The organism is Lapidilactobacillus salsurivasis, from assembly GCF_054785215.1.
Window position 1 is genome coordinate 59,067 of the sequence record NZ_BAAABI010000006.1, and the last position, 18,212, is coordinate 77,278.

General features: G+C 49.7%; 21 protein-coding genes and 1 tRNA gene. 16 read left to right on the forward strand and 6 right to left on the reverse strand.

The window, feature by feature from the left end:
- The first annotated feature begins 265 nt into the window (after positions 1-265).
- Positions 266-577, forward strand: a complete 312-nt coding sequence (locus ACYVSB_RS08445) for a hypothetical protein (RefSeq protein WP_461219114.1) — start codon at positions 266-268, stop codon at positions 575-577.
- Here the strand turns inward: ACYVSB_RS08445 and ACYVSB_RS08450 are convergent.
- On the reverse strand, positions 512-1,441 hold the full coding sequence (locus tag ACYVSB_RS08450; RefSeq protein WP_461219115.1) for an SPFH domain-containing protein: 930 nt from the start codon (positions 1,439-1,441) through the stop codon (positions 512-514). The two genes, ACYVSB_RS08445 and ACYVSB_RS08450, sit on opposite strands and share 66 nt — an antisense overlap.
- Before the next feature lie 32 nt (positions 1,442-1,473).
- Positions 1,474-1,668: a hypothetical protein gene (locus ACYVSB_RS08455; protein WP_125596736.1), complete on the reverse strand. Its 195-nt coding sequence runs from the start codon at positions 1,666-1,668 to the stop codon at positions 1,474-1,476.
- Between the two features lie 416 nt (positions 1,669-2,084).
- Here ACYVSB_RS08455 and ACYVSB_RS08460 point away from each other — a divergent pair, with 416 nt between their 5' ends.
- Positions 2,085-3,422, forward strand: a complete 1,338-nt coding sequence (locus tag ACYVSB_RS08460) for an APC family permease (protein WP_461219116.1) — start codon at positions 2,085-2,087, stop codon at positions 3,420-3,422.
- A 215-nt stretch (positions 3,423-3,637) separates the two neighbouring features.
- Here ACYVSB_RS08460 and ACYVSB_RS08465 read toward each other — a convergent pair whose 3' ends face one another.
- On the reverse strand, positions 3,638-4,237 hold the full coding sequence (locus ACYVSB_RS08465; protein ID WP_461219117.1) for a DUF4828 domain-containing protein: 600 nt from the start codon (positions 4,235-4,237) through the stop codon (positions 3,638-3,640).
- A gap of 133 nt (positions 4,238-4,370) precedes the next feature.
- Between ACYVSB_RS08465 and ACYVSB_RS08470 the strand changes: the two genes are divergently transcribed.
- The 10 genes from ACYVSB_RS08470 (at position 4,371) to ACYVSB_RS08515 (ending at position 13,795) form a co-directional block, all read left to right on the forward strand.
- A complete protein-coding gene (locus ACYVSB_RS08470) occupies positions 4,371-5,369 on the forward strand; it encodes a Gfo/Idh/MocA family protein (RefSeq protein ID WP_461219118.1) in 999 nt (332 codons plus the stop codon).
- Positions 5,366-6,646, forward strand: coding sequence for a DEAD/DEAH box helicase (locus ACYVSB_RS08475; protein WP_461219119.1), 1,281 nt, complete (start codon positions 5,366-5,368; stop codon positions 6,644-6,646). The genes ACYVSB_RS08470 and ACYVSB_RS08475 overlap by 4 nt, the downstream gene beginning before the upstream one ends.
- A 350-nt stretch (positions 6,647-6,996) precedes the next feature.
- On the forward strand, positions 6,997-7,293 hold the full coding sequence (locus ACYVSB_RS08480; RefSeq protein WP_125596981.1) for a PTS lactose/cellobiose transporter subunit IIA: 297 nt from the start codon (positions 6,997-6,999) through the stop codon (positions 7,291-7,293).
- A gap of 108 nt (positions 7,294-7,401) precedes the next feature.
- Complete coding sequence (locus ACYVSB_RS08485) at positions 7,402-8,769, forward strand: PTS sugar transporter subunit IIC (RefSeq protein ID WP_461219120.1); 1,368 nt, start codon at positions 7,402-7,404, stop codon at positions 8,767-8,769.
- A 256-nt stretch (positions 8,770-9,025) separates the two neighbouring features.
- Positions 9,026-9,250: a hypothetical protein gene (locus ACYVSB_RS08490; RefSeq protein WP_461219121.1), complete on the forward strand. Its 225-nt coding sequence runs from the start codon at positions 9,026-9,028 to the stop codon at positions 9,248-9,250.
- A gap of 23 nt (positions 9,251-9,273) precedes the next feature.
- Positions 9,274-9,534 (forward strand): hypothetical protein, encoded by a 261-nt coding sequence (locus ACYVSB_RS08495; RefSeq protein ID WP_461219122.1) that lies wholly within the window; start codon positions 9,274-9,276, stop codon positions 9,532-9,534.
- Positions 9,531-9,944, forward strand: a complete 414-nt coding sequence (locus ACYVSB_RS08500) for a DUF3284 domain-containing protein (protein ID WP_461219123.1) — start codon at positions 9,531-9,533, stop codon at positions 9,942-9,944. The genes ACYVSB_RS08495 and ACYVSB_RS08500 overlap by 4 nt, the downstream gene beginning before the upstream one ends.
- A gap of 145 nt (positions 9,945-10,089) precedes the next feature.
- Entirely contained in the window at positions 10,090-11,544 is a 1,455-nt protein-coding gene (locus ACYVSB_RS08505; protein WP_461219124.1) for a glycoside hydrolase family 1 protein, read from the forward strand.
- A complete protein-coding gene (locus ACYVSB_RS08510) occupies positions 11,541-12,737 on the forward strand; it encodes a GNAT family N-acetyltransferase (protein ID WP_461219125.1) in 1,197 nt (398 codons plus the stop codon). The genes ACYVSB_RS08505 and ACYVSB_RS08510 overlap by 4 nt, the downstream gene beginning before the upstream one ends.
- A 476-nt stretch (positions 12,738-13,213) precedes the next feature.
- A complete protein-coding gene (locus tag ACYVSB_RS08515) occupies positions 13,214-13,795 on the forward strand; it encodes a sugar O-acetyltransferase (protein ID WP_225422127.1) in 582 nt (193 codons plus the stop codon).
- 453 nt (positions 13,796-14,248) lie between these two features.
- Here ACYVSB_RS08515 and ACYVSB_RS08520 read toward each other — a convergent pair.
- From ACYVSB_RS08520 to ACYVSB_RS08530, 3 genes are all read right to left on the reverse strand, one after another.
- A tRNA-Arg gene (locus ACYVSB_RS08520) sits at positions 14,249-14,322 on the reverse strand.
- Positions 14,323-14,405: 83 nt separating this feature from the next.
- Positions 14,406-14,591, reverse strand: coding sequence for a hypothetical protein (locus ACYVSB_RS08525; RefSeq protein WP_125596697.1), 186 nt, complete (start codon positions 14,589-14,591; stop codon positions 14,406-14,408).
- On the reverse strand, positions 14,588-15,826 hold the full coding sequence (locus ACYVSB_RS08530) for an aminopeptidase (RefSeq protein ID WP_461219126.1): 1,239 nt from the start codon (positions 15,824-15,826) through the stop codon (positions 14,588-14,590). The genes ACYVSB_RS08525 and ACYVSB_RS08530 overlap by 4 nt, the downstream gene beginning before the upstream one ends.
- A 123-nt stretch (positions 15,827-15,949) precedes the next feature.
- On the opposite strand from ACYVSB_RS08530, the gene ACYVSB_RS08535 reads away from it, so the two are divergent.
- The 4 genes from ACYVSB_RS08535 to wecB all read left to right on the forward strand — a co-directional run bounded on the left by ACYVSB_RS08535 (position 15,950) and on the right by wecB (position 18,202).
- On the forward strand, positions 15,950-16,075 hold the full coding sequence (locus tag ACYVSB_RS08535) for a hypothetical protein (protein WP_263853211.1): 126 nt from the start codon (positions 15,950-15,952) through the stop codon (positions 16,073-16,075).
- Positions 16,076-16,309: 234 nt separating this feature from the next.
- Positions 16,310-16,483 (forward strand): hypothetical protein, encoded by a 174-nt coding sequence (locus ACYVSB_RS08540; RefSeq protein ID WP_164511058.1) that lies wholly within the window; start codon positions 16,310-16,312, stop codon positions 16,481-16,483.
- 255 nt (positions 16,484-16,738) lie between these two features.
- Complete coding sequence (locus ACYVSB_RS08545) at positions 16,739-16,996, forward strand: hypothetical protein (RefSeq protein WP_125596691.1); 258 nt, start codon at positions 16,739-16,741, stop codon at positions 16,994-16,996.
- A gap of 60 nt (positions 16,997-17,056) precedes the next feature.
- The gene (gene wecB, locus ACYVSB_RS08550) at positions 17,057-18,202 is read left to right on the forward strand and encodes a non-hydrolyzing UDP-N-acetylglucosamine 2-epimerase (protein WP_125596688.1); all 1,146 of its coding nucleotides are present in this window, start codon (positions 17,057-17,059) and stop codon (positions 18,200-18,202) included.
- Positions 18,203-18,212: the final 10 nt, after the last annotated feature.

The following is an 18,212-nucleotide window of genomic DNA, read 5'->3' on the forward strand; positions in this document are numbered from 1 at the left end:
GTCATCTTTCATCCATCCATATTCTCAGTGAATCAGCTGAATCGGTCGGTTTCACCAAGGATTGTTTAGGGAACAGGTAAAGATGTTCAACCAACGCAAACTGTCCCAACCTCCTAATCTGAATCCATTGGTATTGCCGTACCACCCCAAAAGTGGATGATTGTTTTGACCTCTAGCTCGCAAAACCACTTCGTCAGATACCCAACTTCGATTGGAGATCGGCTCGATTCTGCCTAGCAACCGGGTCGGGCCATGCGGCTCAGCAGTGAGATTATTCTTTGCGGCTTTGCCGCTTAGAATAAGGCTCGATTTTGAGACAAGCCGCGGGTTTTGCGGATTGGCTCAAAACGACGCCCACTGCGTTCCAGCCGCACAAATGGCCCGACCCGGTTGCGCTCACGCGCAACACCCACCAGTCCTGCAATCAGGTGAGAGGTCTGGATCAAAACCGAACCATCCCAACAAAAAAAGTCATAACCCCAGCCGGAGTTATGACCACATCAAATTCAAACTAGATTTTCTTCGGAGCGTTGCCGGTGCTGTCCCACAGTTTCTTAGCTGCGGGAATATCGCCTAGGCGATCGAGACTAGCAGAGGGCATGACAATTGTGTTGTTCTGTCCTTCCGCCAATTTCTCCATGGCTTCCAAGTTCTTATATTGCAGATAAGCGTTGGAATCCTTGGTCAGCGCCTCGTTGACAGAGTTGATCTGATCGCGAATGGATTCATATAGCAACCGTTGACTTTGCGCGCGTCCTTCCGCTTCCAAAATCTGAGTTTGCTTGTTACCTTCAGCTTGCAGGATCGCGGATTGCTTGCCACCTTCTGCTTTCGCGATGGCGGCTTGTTTCAAACCGTCTGCTTGCATGATGTTGGCTTCCTTTTCCCGGGAGGCGCGAAGTAATTTGTTCATGGATTCTTGGATTTCTTGGTCAACTTCAACCGAATCGATATTGGCCCGGTCAACGTTCAAACCGTAGCCGGCGGTGACTTCACTCAGCTGTTCAAACAGAGAGCGGTTAATCGCTTCAGTGCCGTTCAAAACATCGTTCAGATCCATATTACCAATGATACCCCGTAACGCGGCCCGAGTGTCCTGAACCATACTGGTGACGGAATCTTTGTTCTTGTAGACATAGGCGTTAACGTCGGTGATGTGGTATTTCAGCGTTTCGGAAATCTTGACCACAACGTTATCTTTAGTGATAACTTCTTGTTCGGCGACACGCATTGGAATCTGTTTCATGTTCACGACTTCGGTGATGCGATAAATGATCGGCATGACCATGTGAAAGCCAGGTTGCAGCGTCCGCACGTAAACACCTAAACGTTCGACGATCCCAACTTCACCAGTATGAATAATGGCGATCGAAGAGAAGAAAATCCACAGCAATAACGCGATGGCTAAGACGATGATAATGATAGTAATGATATTTGACATGCTTAAATCCCCCTTACCTTAGTTTAGTGACACTAATAATCTAACCGGCGATCCGCTACCCGAACAATCAGCGCCAGGGGTGTGATTCGAATAATTTCCAGTAAGTCACCCGCCGTTGCTTTGCCTTCGATCTGATAGTGATAAAAGACGCCGAAAATTTCAATGACACCCGTCGTGATACTGGCCGGATTGATAAAGGTCAAGCCAAGTAAACGATCATCGAGCATTTCGGTCATCCCTTTCTCTGGTTATGATAGTTCTTATTCTACCATTGTTTGGTGTAGAAAAGAATAAGGCGCTGTCAAAATCGGGCGAATCGGCAGAGAATCTGGGCTGGACAACTTCCCACCGAATGGCACCACCGTTCAGCGTTACAGTAACGCCGTTATAACGCCGCTATGCTTTTTGGCTGTTCTTAGGCCTGGTTAAGCACACACAACCGCGTCTGTTTTTGCTAAATTTAGCGTTTAGAACCAGTGGTCAGTTTAAGCAAGACCGAACGAGGCAAGGGACCTTTGCCCGATTGACGGGGGTTTCACAGTGCAGATTCTAAAATAATAAGTAAGATCATGCCTAGATGATGGTGTCAACGCGGAAAATCCTGTAAAATGATAAAATGGATTTTTAGGAAAGGCGCGGCAGGATGGTACAGAAGAAAGCAACATTGAAACGGGAAATGGGGTTGACCTCCGCATTGACCACCGTTATGGGCACGGTGATCGGCGGTGGGGTCTTCTTCAAAGTGTCGATCTTGGCGCGAGATACGGGTTCAGGGAGTTTATTATTAGTGACGTGGGTGCTGGCCGGTCTGTTGACGATTGCCGGGGGTCTGTGCGTGGCTGAGATCGCCACGTCGATCCCGAAGGCTGGCGGCGCCGTTAACTATATTGAAGCGGCGTACGGCAAGCTACCTTCGTTTCTGCTGGGGTGGGCGCAGATTTTGATCTACTATCCGGCCAATATCGCGGCCTTAAGTATTATTTTCGCGACGCAATTGGTGAGCCTGTTGGGTCTTGGCCATAGTTTGATCGTGCCGATCGCGGCGTTGATTGCGCTGTCGATCACCGGACTCAACCTGCTGGGCGCGCGGTTGGGTAGCGCCGTCCAGAATTTGACCCTGTTCATCAAAATGATTCCGATCATCCTGATCATTATTTTCGGGCTGCTCCAACCCCATGGACAATCGGTGCCCTTGTGGCCGGTGGCGCCAGGGAAGAATATTGGCTGGTTCGCGGCGCTCAATGGCGGGCTGCTGGCCACAATGTTTGCTTATGATGGTTGGATCAGTGTGGGCAATATGGCCGAAGAAATGAAGGATCCCAAACGACATTTACCGATCGCCATCGTCTTGGGTCTGGGTCTAACGACAGTGATCTACGCCTTGATCAACTGGGCTTTTTTGAAAAGTCTCCCTATCGGTCAGCTGGCCCATGATCCCATGGCGGCGGCCAGTAGCGCCAAATTGATCTTCGGCCAGTTAGGCGGGCGCTTGGTGACCATCGGCATCTTGGTGTCCGTTTATGGCGCGATCAATGGCTACACCATGACAGGCATGCGGGTCGCCTATGCCATGGGGGTCAATGACACGATTCCCTTCGCCCGTCAATTTCGTCGGTTGACGGGAACCAAAGTGCCGCTGTGGGGCGCGTTGTTTCAAGTGTTGGTGGCGCTGGTCATGTTGCTCTTGGGCAACTTCACCTTTCTGACGGATATGTTGGTGTTCGTCATGTGGATCTTCAATACAATGATTTTCGCTGCGGTGTTTATTTTGCGGCGGAAGGACCCGGGGTTGGAGCGACCCTACCAGGTCAACGGCTATCCTTGGGTGCCCATCATCGCCATTATTGGTGGTAGCTTCATTGTGCTGTCCACCTTGATCACGCAACCGCGGTTAGCGGGGATCGGCTTGGGCATGACCCTGCTAGGCGTGCCGGTCTTTTATTGGCAGCAGCGACGCCAGCGAGCACGCCGCCAGGATTAAGCGACCAGTCTCCGGCGGTGGTCAGCCGCAACCGACTTACCGACTTACGGCCACATCTACTGTTTTCGACCAACGAAAAAAAGCTAGCGCAATCGATTTTTCGATCTGCGTCAGCTTTTTTTATCGTGTTTTTTTTTTATCGTGTTTTTTTGTTTATCGTGAACCATTTTGTTTATCGTGAACCAAATTGAACCGTTGGAAAACAGTGACGTCGGTTAGTCAGGTTGACGCGGTTGGTTATCGTCAGCAAGGTTGTCGTCAGTAGTGGGCGCCACGTCCGTAGTTTCCGGCGTGGGTTCCTCCGCACCAATCGTGGTCGCGGGCTCAGCGCCAAATTCTTCCGGTTCGACCAGGTCAGTCACATCCAAAATCAAGTCGTCTTCTTGAGCCGTTTCTGGCTCGGAATCGGACTGGTCAGTTGATTCAGTGGGGTGGCGGCGAGGAACGTCGCGATTATTGATCACGGGATAGGTCTGGTTGCTGGACTCGTCATAGATTTCCACTGGGCCTAAGTGATTGGCGAAGACCTTCAGTTGGAACCCGTAATGATCGAGAAAGACCAGCTGTTCCCCATCCAGGCCAATGATTCGACCGGGCAACGCCTTATGATCGATCTTGATCGTGAAGTCACGGCCGATCGACATGTCGTGTTTTTGGTTTGTTTTGGGATCAATGAACGACCAGTCACCACCATAGCGCAGTGAGAGATCAGGCTCGCGCTTTTGCTGCTGTTTGCGATGCCGTGTCTGCGTCAGAAACCGACTGACTTGGTTGATGCCATGGATCCCGGCAGCGTAGATATCCGAAATTCGCATTTTTATCTCCTTTGCTTCATACTCCAATCATATCATCAGTTATTCTAAATTGGTACGAAAAACAATGATTTCTCCGTGGCATTTTTGTTACAATAGGGTAACGGGACAAAAGAAAACAAAGGGGTCCATGCACATGACAAATGTAGGAACGATCGGTACCAGTCAAATTACTAGAACTTTCGTTGAGGCGTGTATCGCCAGTCGCGCCTTTAAAGTCAGTCACTTGTACTCGCGGGATAAAGCGAAAGCGCAAGCCTTGATCGATGACTTGTTTTTACCAGAAGCAACGGCGCTAGACGACTTGGAGGCCTTCTTCAGCGCGCCTGACTTAGAAGTCGTTTATGTGGCGTCACCAAACAGTTTACACTTCACCCACGTTAAAGCTGCCTTGGAACATGGCAAGAGCGTGATTGTGGAGAAGCCCGCGTTCGCCACGATTGCCGAGTACGACGAAATCGACGCATATTTGCAGGCGCACCCAGATTTACACGTGATTGAGGCGGCGCGTCATTTATTCGACAGTAATTACTTAACGGCCCAGGAGAAAGTCCGCCAACTGACGGAAATCACTGGGGCAACTTTGACGTATATGAAATATTCCAGTCGCTTTGACGCCTTCCAAGCTGGAAAAAATCCCAACATTTTCTCACCGAAATATGCTGGCGGCGCGCTTTACGATTTAGGCGTGTATCTATTGTATGCCGCAGTGGATTGGTTTGGTGTGCCTGAATCCAGCGCTTATTACCCCACCAAGGCGGAGAACGGCATTGATTTACATGGCTTGGCGCGGCTCCATTATCCTAAATTCGATGTGGCTTTGATTTTCGGGAAGGATCAACAATCTTTCTTGGCCAGTGAAATTTATTCCCACCGCAAGACGCTGTGGCTGGATAATCTGGGCGAACCAACACAAGTGCGGCTTTACGATAGTCCTGCGGTTTATCAAGATCTCAGCCAACATACCGCTGAGAATAGCTTGGTGGAGGAGGTCAACACAATCAGTCTGATGTTCTCCAACCGGGAGGAAGACAAATTCAAACATTACTGGCAGCTGGCTGGTCAAGTCAATCGGTTATTGGTTGAATTGCGGGCCAGCGCCGGGATCGTTTTCGAAAGTGACCAAACAAAATGACAATACAACCTGAATATGTAACGCCGATCCCGCCCTTCCAACCTTTATGGCAAGCGGCGGGCTATACGGTACCCACCCCGATCCAAAAGGCCGTTTATTGGCCGATCAAACGCGGCGAGCCTGTCTTAGGGTTAGCGGCCACCGGTAAAGGCAAGACCTTAGCCTTTGCGCTGCCATTATTAGAAACGTTGCAACCGCGGCAGGGCAGTCAATTACTGATCCTGGAGCCTAGCGCTGAATTGGCGATGCAAGTCCGCGAAGTGGTCCGACCATTTGCGGCGGCCATCGACTTGAAGGTGCAGGGCGTGGTGGGCAAGGCCAATTTGAAGCGCCAATTGACACAATTGAAGACCCATCCAGAAGTCCTGGTCGCCACAGTGGGCCGGTTGACGGAATTGTTGAATCAGCGCCAGCTCAAAGCGGACCGCCTGACCACCTTGGTGATCGACGAGGCCGATCTGCAATTGGATCCGGAACATTTGACCGCGACCCGGGAGCTGATCAGCAAATTCCCCGCCGATACCCAAATGGTTCTGATGTCCGCCACAGAACAGCCGATTTTCCAGGAGTTGGCTCAATGGTTTGGCTATGACTTCGTGCGCTGCGATACCCGGCGTCAAGATCAAGAACAGCAGCAAACCGCCCATGATTTCCTGATCGTCGGCAACCATCATAAGGCCGAACTGATGAAGCAGTTGGCGCGGGGACCGATCGCCGGCGATCACGCCTTGGTCTTCGTCCGCCACCAAGGCCAGGCCCAGACCCTCTTCAAGACCTTGAAATACATCAATTTAAAAGTTGGCATGTTGACAGGGCGCGAATCCAGTCAGGAGCGGCAGCGGATCATGCAACAATTTCGTCAAGGCAAGTTGACTTATTTAGTGACCACGGAGTTAGCGGCGCGCGGCTTGGATTTCGCCGGCCTGAGTTTCGTGATCAATTATGATATGCCCAGCGATCTGACCAGCTATATTCATCGGGCTGGTCGGACCGGGCGGATGAGCCACCAAGGTACGGTGATCAGCTTAGGTAACGACCACGATCGCCGTGATTTGCAAAAGTTGGTGAGCCCAAATTACCAAATTCGGACGGTTTATTTGATCGATAAACAGCTACAAACGGACAAACCACTCAAAACAAAACCAATTCGCGAGAAAAATTGGTCTATGCCAAATGAAAAAGCGGGTCATTTGCCCCAAAAACCAACAGAATTGCGAAAAAAGACACATAAAAAGAAGCGCTTTCGTGATCAGAAAAATATTGGTAAACACCAGTGAATCCTTATTTTAATTTAGGCTTTTCTTAAAGAATCGCCCATTTAGCGCGGCGCCACCCGGTCTTTCGATCGCTGAGGTGGCGCCGCTTTCATTTGCGCTATACCACTAAAAAAGGGTTGACAAATCCAGTAGTGAATCCTTATAATCTAATTATGGTCTGGACCAATCATAAACTTTTAACAAAAACAGACTTGTTGTGAAGTTTTGATTGTGCTAAACTTGGTTGTAGCAATGAAAATGTTTTCATTGTTGGCTGCTGTTGGAGCAGTTTTTGCAATTATTTTTGTTTAAACTTTGAGAGCGGAAGGAGGCTAAGAAGATTGGACGAAGATCAAAATCTACAAGCGGTCATGGGCTTGATTGTCAATGGCGGTAACGCAAAGAGTAGCTCGATGGAGGCAATTCAAGCTGCTAAGACGGGTGATTTTGAGGGCGCTGACGCGAAGCTGAAAGAAGCGGACGCATCATTAGCGGAAGCTCATAATTCCCAGACCGGGATGCTGACCAAAGAGGCGAGTGGTGAGCATGTCACAGTTACCTTGTTGATGGTTCATTCACAGGACCATTTGATGAACGCGATCACTTTCCGTGATTTAGCTGGCGAAATCGTTGATTTGTACAAGAAATTAGCTGGCAAAGAAGCATAGACAACTATGTTTAGCACTTAGCTCTACTAGTTTTTAGCTATTTTTTATTTTTTGGGTTGGTCGAAAGGCCGAAAATATGGGTTAGCTTTTATTTTGGAGGTTATATTTATGCAAGGGATTGTAAATTGGCTTGAGAAATATGTTGTGCCAGTTGCAACAAAAATTGGTTCTATTCCTTGGTTAGTCGCTTTACGTGATGGCTTCATTTCCACGATGCCTGTCACCATGGCTGGTTCGTTCGCAACACTGTTAAACGCGTTGTTGAACACTTATCCTGCTCAATGGGGCTGGGACGGCTTTGTTAAGGGCGTTCAACCAATCGTTGCCATTGATGGCTTGGTTTGGAATGGTACTTTAGGGATCTTCGCGGTCTTCTTCGCAGCAATGTGGGGCTACCACTTGTCTGAGAACTATCATGCTGATGGTTTAGGCGGCGCGTTGGTTTCCTTATCAGCGTTCTTCATCTCTGTTAATAGCACGACTTCATTGAGCTTAGCAAAACCTTTATCTAAAGGTGTCGCTAAAATGTTCACTGATGCTGGCGCAACAGTTGCTGATAAGACCGTTACTATTGGTAGCTTGTTCACCATGGGTCAATTGAACTCAGCTGCTTTGTTCACTGCCATGATCCTTGGCGGGTTAGCAGTTGTTATCTACATCTGGTTACTGCATAAAGACATCACGATCAAGATGCCTGACACAGTGCCACCTGCAGTATCTAAAGCATTTACAGCCATGATTCCTTCAATGGCCGCAATCTTCTTCGTTGCAATCGTTAACTACTTGTTTACAAAGATGACTGGCCAAGTCTTCGGGGATTGGATCAATGCAACGATCCAAGCACCATTGATGAAGTTAGGCCAAGGTGCTGGCTTAGTTATCTTGGTTTCCTTGTTAGTTCAAATTCTTTGGTTCTTCGGTATTCACGGACCAAACGTTTTGGGCCCTATCTTGGAAGGTGTTTGGACACCAACACAGAACTTGAACATCGAAGCATTAAAGAATGGCACGAAGCCAATCTACTACTGGACTCGTAGCTCATTTGATGCTTACGTATGGTTTGGTGGTTCTGGTGGTACAATCGTTCTGTTGGCAGCAATTTTGATCTTCTCAAAACGTGCTGATGAAAAGGCTGTTGCTAAATTAGCGTTTGCTCCTGGCCTGTTCAACATCAACGAACCTGTTATGTTTGGTTTGCCAATCGTCTTGAATGCAATTTACTTCATTCCATTCATTTTGGCACCAGTTGTTAACACAATCATCGCTTACTTCGTAACTGCTGCACATTGGGTCAACCCAGTGACAGTTTCAGTTCCTTGGATCACCCCACCAGTATTGCTGGCATGGATGGCCACGAACTTTGACTGGCGTGCTGCCGTGTTAGCTTTGGTCAATATGGTTATTGCCTTCTTCATCTGGTTACCATTCGTTCTTGCTTCAAGTCGGATGGCTGCTGACGAAGAACAAGCAGCTTAATTACAAAACTGAATAAGTTTGATTAAGTTATCTAGAAAGGGGCTGGCAGGTCATTGATCTGCTGGCCCTTTCTAACTTAAAAAGAGCGCTTTCGTCAATCAGGACTTTTTATTGGCGACATTCACACTTAAAGCGTGACTAAATTTGGCCCGATTTCGCTGATAATCTATCCAGAATTGTTGCATTTAAGCGGGCAAATGGCTTATCCTATAATAGTAATAAAAATATTTTTGACATTTTAAAGGAGATCAAAACTATGATTTTTTTAAACGCACCGATTTCTCAAGACAAGATTATCGACCTGTTGAACAACTACAATGAAAATGGTGTTTCCTTCAAGCTGAAGAGCAAGAATGGGATGAAATTGGTTTTTGAGACCACTGCTGACGACTTGGAAGCGGCCGCAAAATTAGCGAAATCTTTGATTAAGGCGCAATCTTGGGGCATGGTGCTTTACTTCCAAGCTGGGGTAGAGAAATAATGCCTCGCCGCGGTTTTTTGGTAATGAGCATTGGTTTTTTGACCATTATGCTCAGTCCAGCTAGTCCCGGCGCGACTGATATTCGGACCGGCATCATGTTTACTGGTCTGATTATTGTTGGGCTTGGTTTCTGGTTGTATCGTCACGATTCCAAGGTGTACAGTGCGAAGATCGCAGCGGAGAATAAGAAGGCGGATGATGACTACATTCGCGCACATGACCCCAAGGCGAAACATGGCGTTGACGCCGGCGTAACCAAAGAAAAAAAGGTGACTAAGAAATGAAAATTGTGCAGAAATTAAATATTCCCAGCACTTACTTTTATCATAAGATCATCGATTCAGTTCTCTATGACATTCGCAAGCAGACTGGTACGGATGTGACCGAGGAGCAACTGGATGGTTTTAGTTATGTTAAGAAGTTCAATAACACCACGTCGGCTAAATTGTTGATCACCAAATTGGTGCCTAATGAAGCGTATCATTATGAAACGCAATCGACGCAAACCAAGTTCTTGGTCAGCTATGATATCAAGGCGATCGGTGATCACGAAACTGAGTTGACTTATGAAGAACACGTTGAGGCGAAGAGCTGGATGCGTCAAGTCAACAACATGGTCGTTGGTTGGATCATGGGCTGGATGCGGCGGCGTGATTTCCGCAAAATGTTGACGCAGATCGAAGAATCATACTAGATCTGTCGGATCTGGTTTCTTCTGTCGGATCTGGTTTCTGCGGTAGATCTGTCGGATCTGTTAGATCTGCGGAATTTCCTTGATCCGCTAGATTGCGTGATCTGTTGGTAAAATTGATCGGGTTTTAAATATCGGAGGCGAAAGAATGGAACACAAAGAATTGACCGCTTTTCCTAAGAGCTTCTTGTGGGGTTCTGCTTCGGCTGCTTACCAAATCGAAGGGGCCTACCGCGAAGGCGGTAAGGGTCTATCAGTTTGGGATAAGTTCGTCCGGATCCCAGGCAAGACTTACGAAGGAACCAATGGTGATGTGGCCGTTGATCACTATCATCGTTATCAAGAAGATGTTGACCTGATGGCTGAGGCTGGCTTGAAGGCGTATCGTTTCTCCATTGCTTGGACGCGGATTTTCCCTAATGGCAAAGGCGAACCGAATGAAGCTGGTTTGAAGTTCTATGACGATCTGATCAATGATTTGATCGCGCATAAGATCGAACCTGTGGTAACGATTTATCACTGGGACTTGCCCCAAGCGTTGCAGGATGAGTATGGTGGTTGGGAATCTCGGGAAATTATTCCTGATTTCTTGAATTACGCGAAAACCCTGTTTGACCGCTATGGCGATCGGGTCCGTTATTGGGTCACCTTGAATGAACAGAACATTTTTATGCAACATGGCTATTTGATGGCCAGTCATCCACCAGCAGTTAAGGATCCTAAGCGGATGTACGCGGCGAACCATATCGGTAATTTGGTCAATGCAACGGTGATCAAATATTTCCACGAACATGGTTTCCAAGGTCAAATCGGACCAAGTTTCGCTTATAGCCCGGCTTATCCAGCTGACGCGGCGCCAATTAATCAATTGGCGGCGGATAATGCGGAACAATTCAATTCTTACTATTGGATGGATATGTATGTTTTCGGTCATTATCCTGATTTGATTCGGAAATGGCAGACAGAACAAGGTCTCGCGCCTGAAATCACCGAAGCCGACGATGCGTTGTTGAAAGACCCGTTGTCTCATCCAGATTTCATGGGCTTGAATTACTATCAAACCAATACGGTGGCCGCCAATCCGTTAGACGGTGTGGGCATGGCTGCGGAAAATACTTCTGGTAAGAAGGGAACTTCGCAAGAATCCGGTGTTCCCGGCTTATTCAAGATGGCTAAGAACGATCATTTGCAAAAGACCGATTGGGATTGGAATATTGATCCGATCGGCTTGCGGATCGCGTTACGGCGGATCAATAGTCGTTATCAATTGCCAGTTTTGATTACGGAAAACGGGTTGGGCGCGTTCGACACCTTAGAAGCTGATCACGAGATCCATGATGATTATCGGATCCACTTCTTGCGTGAACACGTGAAGGCAATCCACGAAGCCATTAGTGATGGCGTTGACGTCATCGGCTACACCACTTGGAGCTTCACAGACTTACTCAGCTGGCTCAATGGTTACCGCAAGCGTTACGGCTTTGTTTATGTCAATCGTGATGAAGAAAGCGAGAAAGATCTGGCTCGTTATCCAAAGGACAGTTTCTATTGGTACAAACAGGTCATTGCCAGCAATGGTGAGGACTTAGGAGAACAGAAATGACCAAGGTCGTTTTGCTCCAAGAAGCTGATCAAGCGCTCCTCGATCAGTATTTAGAACTTTGTTACTACGCGTTCGATCGCCCCAGCAATGCTGGCCGCCGTGAGAAGTTTATGGTTTTGGCTGAGCACAGCCATGTCTTTGTGATGCTCGACGATGCCGGTCAGGTCAAAAGTGGCTTGATGGTCACCAATTTACCAGTGAACTGGCATGGTCGCAGCTTGCTCATGGCTGGGATCGGGTACGTGGCGACTTATCCGGAATTCGGTGGTCAAGGCGCGATCAGTCAGTTGATGCAGGCGGCTTATGCCCAAATGGCCCAAGATGGGGTTTACTTATCCTATCTGGCGCCGTTCTCCTTCAGGTTTTATCGCCGCTTCGGCTTTGAACAGGTTTTCGATCAGGTCAAGTATCAACTGACCGCCGCTAATTTCCCCCGCTTACCGAAAAACCAAACCGGCTCTGTGGTGCGCGCTGATTTTTCCGCACATTTATCGGAAATGGCTCGGCTTTATCAAGCCAATTTCCAGAGTCAACAAGGTGGGGTGACCCGCCCGGATTGGTGGCAAGCTTATCGTTTCAGTAAACATTCGCGCTGGGAACTGGCTTTATCCAAGGATGAAACTGGCGAACTCGACGGCTATCTGCTCTATGAGCGCGAACCTGGGACCGAGTTTCGGGTTGTGGAGTTGATGGCGACTAGTCCCGCCGCGCAGACACGTTTGTGGACTTTCGTCGGGAAACATGTCAGCAGTTATCAGTCCTTCAGCTATACCAGCAGCAACCAAGCGCCGCATAATGACTGGCTGCCTGAGTCTTATCAGGTCCAGACGACGATCCAGCCTTATATGATGGCCGCGGTGGCGAACTGGCCGGCGCTGCTAGCGAATTGGCAGTTTACCGCCGATTTGGCGCAACCCATCACCCTGGCGATCAGCGACGATTTCTATCCGCAAAACGCGGGTGTCTGGGAACTGACCGTCACCGCTGGTCAAGGCCAACTGAAGCCCAGCACCGCCCAGCAAGTCGACCTGCGCATCGATACCCGTCAGCTGACAAAAGTCGTTTTAGGCTACCGCAGCTTGCGCGAATTGCAGCAGGCCGGCGCTGATCTGCAAGCCGCTCCAGCAACCCTGGACCGCCTACAAGCCTGCCTGACCTATCCCAACAAACCAATGCTCTGGGACTATTTTTAAAAACAGAGTGCGGAGCGCAACGGGTTGACTTTGAGCATTAACCTAGCTCTTGCTTTGGAAGCCGCACTTCGCTTCCAAAACAAGAGCGTAGTTAAGCGCAGAAGTCAGTTGCGCGCAGCACGTTTCAAAAACAGAGTGCGTAGCTAAGCGGAACAGCCAATCCTCGCGCAGCACGTTTCAAAACAGAGTGCGAGCCAGCCCGGTTAGCTTCTGAGCATTAACCTAGCTAGGATTTTGGAAGCGGGTTTCGCTTCCGGAAGCCTAGCGTAGTTAAGCGCAAGAAGCTGGGCTGGCGAGCACGTTTCAAATCAAGAGTTCGAAAAGGCAAGGACCAAGGAGATTCCCATTGGTCCTTGCTTTTTTATTAGGGACAATGAAAGAAGTCCGTTGCCGCATCTCAGGAAAAAGTTGATTGACAATCACCCGCTGGTTCTTTATGGTAATGTTAGAAATCAATTTATTAAGGAGAAATTATGGTGCGAACTGAAAAAGAGAAGAGTTTTGCTGGCGAGTGGTATGATCCCAATGGCGATCCTGAGTTGGTCGCCGACCGGAAAAAGGCGATGGATCTCTGCCACCAGATCAATTTATTACCGACTTACAGCCCCGAACGCGCTGAGCTGTTACCGCAACTTTTCCCTGAAATGGCGGCCAGTGTGGTGATCATCAACCCGATTTGGGTGGATTATGGTAATCATACAACGATTGGCGCGAATTCTTTCCTCAATCGAAATGCATTTCTGATGGATGAGGGCAAAATCACGATTGGCGAACATTGCTTGATTGGGCCCAATTGTGGCATGTACACCGCTAATCACACTTTCGACCCGATCGAGCGGCGCACCGGCGTGGAAGAGGCGCTGCCAATCACGATCGAAGATGATGTTTGGATCGGCGGCGATGTGACGATCACGCCTGGCGTGACGATCGGCCACGGTAGCATTATTGGCGCCAAGAGTTTGGTCAACAAGGATATCCCCGCGAATGTGATCGCGGTGGGCAATCCTTGTCACGTGTTGCGCGCGCTGACCGCGGCAGATAAAGTGCTACCTGAATGAATGGCGCCAGATGATTAATGGCGTGGCGCCGGCAATCGACACGAAAAAAGCAATCACGGGGCTGTGATTGCTTTTTTGAAACGCGCGGAGCGCAACTGACTTCTGTGCTTAGCTACGCTCTTGTTTCGGAAGCGAAGTGCGGCTTCCAAAGCAAGAGCTAGGCTAGTGCTCGAAGTCAACCCGTTGCGCTCCGCACTCTTTTGAAACGTGCTGCGCGAGGATTGGCTGTTCCGCTTAGCTACGCAACAGTTCCGGTGGCAAAGTACGCCACCAAAACTGTTGCTAGGCTAATGCTCACAGCCACCCATCCTCGCTCCGCACTCTCTGATTTGAAACGTGCTCGCCAGCCCAGCTTCTTGCGCTTAACTACGCTAGGATTCCGGAAGCGAAACCCGCTTCCAAAATCCTAGCTAGGTTAATGCTCAGAAGCTACCCGGGCTGGCTCGCACTCTATGCGGTGAGAGGGACTCGAACTCTCCACCTACGGCTTAGGAGGCCGTTGCTCTATCCAGATGAGCTATCACCGCGAAATACCTACTAATTATAATGGTTTTTGGCTGGTTAAGCAATCTGAATTGGCATCTGTTGGTTCGGAATTGTGGCTCGGCGCTCAAAGCGTGCCCATGCCTTGGAAAAGTTGCCACAGGCAGAAGAGGGTGCCCAGCAACAATACCACGGTGATGCTGAGAAAGAGTTTTCGGTCGCGCGGGCGGGTCCAATTCATATAAGTGATCCCGGCGGCAAAACAGGTGAAAATGATCATGGCGCCGCTAAGCATCAACCAGCCGCTACTCATTCGACCCAGTTGCCTTGGCGGAATAGTGGGACGACCGCGCCGCTTTTGGTAATGCCGTCGATGTTCATTTCGGCGGAACCGACCATAAAGTCCACATGGATCTGGCTGCTGTTCAACCCGGCCTTTTGTAAGGCGAGTTTGGTCATGTTGGTTCCGTTCTTGATTGAAAACGGATAGGCGGCGCCCAATGCGAGGTGGTAAGAGGCGTTTTCGTCGAAAAGGGTGTTGAAATAGGTGATGCCTGACTGCGAAATCGGCGATTGGTCGGGAACTAGCGCAACTTCGCCTAAGTGGCGGGCGCCATCATCGGTCGCCAAGAGATGGTCCAGGGTGGCCTGTCCTTGGGCGGCGGTGGCGGCGATCACCTTGCCGTGGGCGAACGTGAAGTGCAAGCCGCTCAGAATCGTTCCCGCGTAACTAAGGGGTTTGGTCGAACTTACGGTCCCGTCGACCCGATTGGCGTCCGGCGCGGTGAAAACTTCTTCCGTCGGCATATTAGGAATAAAGAAGTCGCCCTTTTCGTTGGTGGCACCAGCCGCCTCCCAGCGATGATCTTGCGGTAGCCCAATGACCAAGTCAGTTCCAGGCGCGGTGTAATGAAGTCGATCGAATTGTTGCGCGTTCAGCATTTCCGCCTTGGCGCTTAGTTTTTGGCGATGGTCTTCCCAAGCCTTGATTGGATCGGCGCTGTCTAAGCGCATCGTTTTGAAAATCGCTTGCCAAAGATGATCGGTCGCCACCTCCGCCGTCTCCCCAGGGAAAACCTTTTGGGCCCAGGCCGGACTTGCGGCGCCAATGATCAGCCAGCTCAAGCGATTGCTTTGAGTGGCGCTGCGCACGGCCTGAATCCCTTGACTATCCCGCCGTTGGAACGCGGCGATTTTGTCCGCGGGTAAGCCAGCCAAGGTGTCGGGATCACTGGACATCACGACCAGTCGTTTGATCCGCTGCGTGGCGATGTATTCTGACAAAGTTTCTTGATGGGGCAGCACACTGCTAAGCTCATCATCAGATTGCGCCTGCACAGCCAGCCGCTGGATCTGCGCGTCCTGCCACTGCATGATCACATTGCGCGCGCCCGCTCGATAAGCCGCCGCCACCAATAAGTGGGCAAAAGGCGCCTGCTCAACATCAATGGAAAGCGTCATTAAATCGCCTGGTTGGATATTTAGACCGATTTTGATGGCCAAATCGGCATAGGTTTGTAGTTGCTCGGTGAAATTTCTTGTCGTCATCAGAGATCCTCTTTTCGCTTGTTTAGCTCTAGTTTACCATGCTTTGTGAAGGGAAAGTAGCCTGAGCCTAATTGCAGGTGTGCTGGGTTTGGATGGGGACGCAACCGCCTCAGGACGTTTATCGTGGCTGGAACGCGGTGGGCATCGTTTGAAGCCAATCCGCAAGCCCAGCGGCTTGTCTTCAAATCGAGCCTTATTCTAAGCGATAAATCGCTAAGAATAATCTCACCGCTGAGCCACACGTCCTGAGGCGGTTGCTAGGCAGAATTGAGCCTATCTGCCATCAAGGCGAAGGATTAGACGAAGTGCTTTCGCAAGCGAGAGATCAAACAATTGTCCTTTTTGTGGTGGTACGGCAACGCAAACTGAGTCCAGATGCCTGTGCGCTGTTATTGAACCTTGCTTGATTGCAGGCGTGGTTGGGTTTAGGTGGACGCAACCGGCTGGGACTGCTGTTGCGGACTGGAACGTGGTGGGCATCGTTTGAAGCCAATTCCAAAAGCGGGAATTGTCTTCAAATCGAGCCTTGTCCTAAGCGGCAAAGCCGCCAAGGACAATTTCACCACTGAGCCGCGCAGTCCCAGCCGGTTGCTGAACAGAATTGAGCTCATCTGCAATCAAGGCGAAGGATTAGACGAAGTGCTTTTGCAAGTGTAGTGGTCAAACAATTGCCTACTTTTTGGTGGTACGGCAATGTCAACCGATCTGGATTAGTTGGTTGGTACAGGTTGCATTGATTGGACATCCTTACCTGTTCCCTAAACAATCCTTGGGTGGAAACGTATCAATTCAGTTGATTCACCGAGAACCAGGTCTGTTCATCAGACAGACTATCCTGGTGTCACCAATTCAAGGATTGTAACCACTAACCACGGCCGTCAACTGCGTGGATTTCCATCAATTGACCATAGCTTGCCAATTGGCGCGAGTGCTCAAACGGCTGTTAAAACGTTGAGCGGCTGGAGCGGAGAAATTCGGGGTGAGATCGCCGTGAAATTGTCCTTGGCGGCTCTGCCGCTTAGGACAAGGCTCAGCTTTGAGATTCGCGGGTTTTGCGAAGCTCAAAGTGAAGCCCACAGCGAGCTCACCCCGAATTTCGCAGCGCAAGCTGCGGCCACGCTACTTTTGCCCGCACCACCAGCCCGCCCTGAAGCCCCACACGCAAAGTAAACACCAAGCTAAGTATGCTATAATTAGAGAACAGAACGATGAACTCGCGGAGGTAAGTAGATGGTAAAGCAGATCAAAGTGATGACCGTTTTTGGCACACGGCCAGAAGCAATCAAAATGGCGCCCTTGGTTCTAGAATTACAGCGGCGACCAGAATTCAAGGAGATCACCGTGGTGACCGCGCAACACCGGCAAATGTTAGATCAAGTTTTGGCGATTTTCAAAATCACGCCCGATTATGATCTGGACATTATGAAACAGCGCCAGACTTTAAGCCAAATCACTGGCCGAGTGTTGACCGGGATCGAAGAGGTGATCGCCGCTGAGAAGCCTGATATTGTTTTGGTCCATGGCGATACGACGACCTCCATGGCCGCGAGTTTAGCCGCTTTTTATCAGCAGACGACCTTGGGGCATGTGGAGGCGGGATTGCGGACCTGGAATAAGTATTCGCCGTTCCCCGAAGAAATGAATCGGCAGATCACCGATGATCTCAGTGATTTATATTTTGCGCCAACCAGCCAGAGTAAGGCTAATTTGTTGCAGGAGCACCATTCTTCTGAGCATTTGTATGTTACCGGCAATACGGCGATCGACGCTTTGAAGCAAACGGTCAAGGCCGATTATCATCATGATGTTCTCGATGAAGTCGATCCCGCGAAGAAGATGATTTTGGTGACGATGCACCGGCGGGAAAATCAGGGCGAACCGATGCGGCGCGTGTTCAAGGCGATGCGGCAAGTTGTTGACAGTCATGCTGATGTGGAAATCATTTATCCGGTCCATTTGAATCCGGTGGTCCAAGAGGCGGCCCACGAACTTCTGGGCAATGATCCCCGCATTCATTTGATTGATCCTTTAGATGTGGTTGATTTCCACAATTTGGCGGCGCGGTCTTATTTCATTATGACTGATTCCGGCGGTGTCCAAGAAGAGGCGCCTTCGCTGGGTAAGCCGGTGCTGGTCTTGCGTGATACCACCGAGCGGCCAGAAGGAGTGGCTGCGGGCACTTTGAAGTTGGTGGGCACGGATCCAGAGGTGGTCACGACCAATATGTTGCGATTATTGGAAGATGAGACCGCCTATCAAGCCATGGCCCACGCCAAAAATCCTTATGGGGATGGCCATGCCGCCGAACGGATCTGCACGGCGATCCACGCCTATTTCGATGATCAAGCCCCAGCGCCAACCGATTTTGAAGGCTAAAAGTGCCAGT

Bases quoted from the DNA above. Each gene is read 5' to 3' on its own strand.
- ACYVSB_RS08450 (WP_461219115.1), bottom strand. From the start codon at position 1,441: ATGTCAAATATCATTACTATCATTATCATCGTCTTAGCCATCGCGTTA.
- ACYVSB_RS08455 (WP_125596736.1), bottom strand. From the start codon at position 1,668: ATGCTCGATGATCGTTTACTTGGCTTGACCTTTATCAATCCGGCCAGT.
- ACYVSB_RS08460 (WP_461219116.1), top strand. From the start codon at position 2,085: ATGGTACAGAAGAAAGCAACATTGAAACGGGAAATGGGGTTGACCTCC.
- ACYVSB_RS08465 (WP_461219117.1), bottom strand. From the start codon at position 4,237: ATGCGAATTTCGGATATCTACGCTGCCGGGATCCATGGCATCAACCAA.
- ACYVSB_RS08470 (WP_461219118.1), top strand. From the start codon at position 4,371: ATGACAAATGTAGGAACGATCGGTACCAGTCAAATTACTAGAACTTTC.
- ACYVSB_RS08475 (WP_461219119.1), top strand. From the start codon at position 5,366: ATGACAATACAACCTGAATATGTAACGCCGATCCCGCCCTTCCAACCT.
- ACYVSB_RS08480 (WP_125596981.1), top strand. From the start codon at position 6,997: ATGGGCTTGATTGTCAATGGCGGTAACGCAAAGAGTAGCTCGATGGAG.
- ACYVSB_RS08485 (WP_461219120.1), top strand. From the start codon at position 7,402: ATGCAAGGGATTGTAAATTGGCTTGAGAAATATGTTGTGCCAGTTGCA.
- ACYVSB_RS08490 (WP_461219121.1), top strand. From the start codon at position 9,026: ATGATTTTTTTAAACGCACCGATTTCTCAAGACAAGATTATCGACCTG.
- ACYVSB_RS08495 (WP_461219122.1), top strand. From the start codon at position 9,274: ATGAGCATTGGTTTTTTGACCATTATGCTCAGTCCAGCTAGTCCCGGC.
- ACYVSB_RS08500 (WP_461219123.1), top strand. From the start codon at position 9,531: ATGAAAATTGTGCAGAAATTAAATATTCCCAGCACTTACTTTTATCAT.
- ACYVSB_RS08505 (WP_461219124.1), top strand. From the start codon at position 10,090: ATGGAACACAAAGAATTGACCGCTTTTCCTAAGAGCTTCTTGTGGGGT.
- ACYVSB_RS08510 (WP_461219125.1), top strand. From the start codon at position 11,541: ATGACCAAGGTCGTTTTGCTCCAAGAAGCTGATCAAGCGCTCCTCGAT.
- ACYVSB_RS08525 (WP_125596697.1), bottom strand. From the start codon at position 14,591: ATGAGTAGCGGCTGGTTGATGCTTAGCGGCGCCATGATCATTTTCACC.
- ACYVSB_RS08530 (WP_461219126.1), bottom strand. From the start codon at position 15,826: ATGACGACAAGAAATTTCACCGAGCAACTACAAACCTATGCCGATTTG.
- wecB (WP_125596688.1), top strand. From the start codon at position 17,057: ATGGTAAAGCAGATCAAAGTGATGACCGTTTTTGGCACACGGCCAGAA.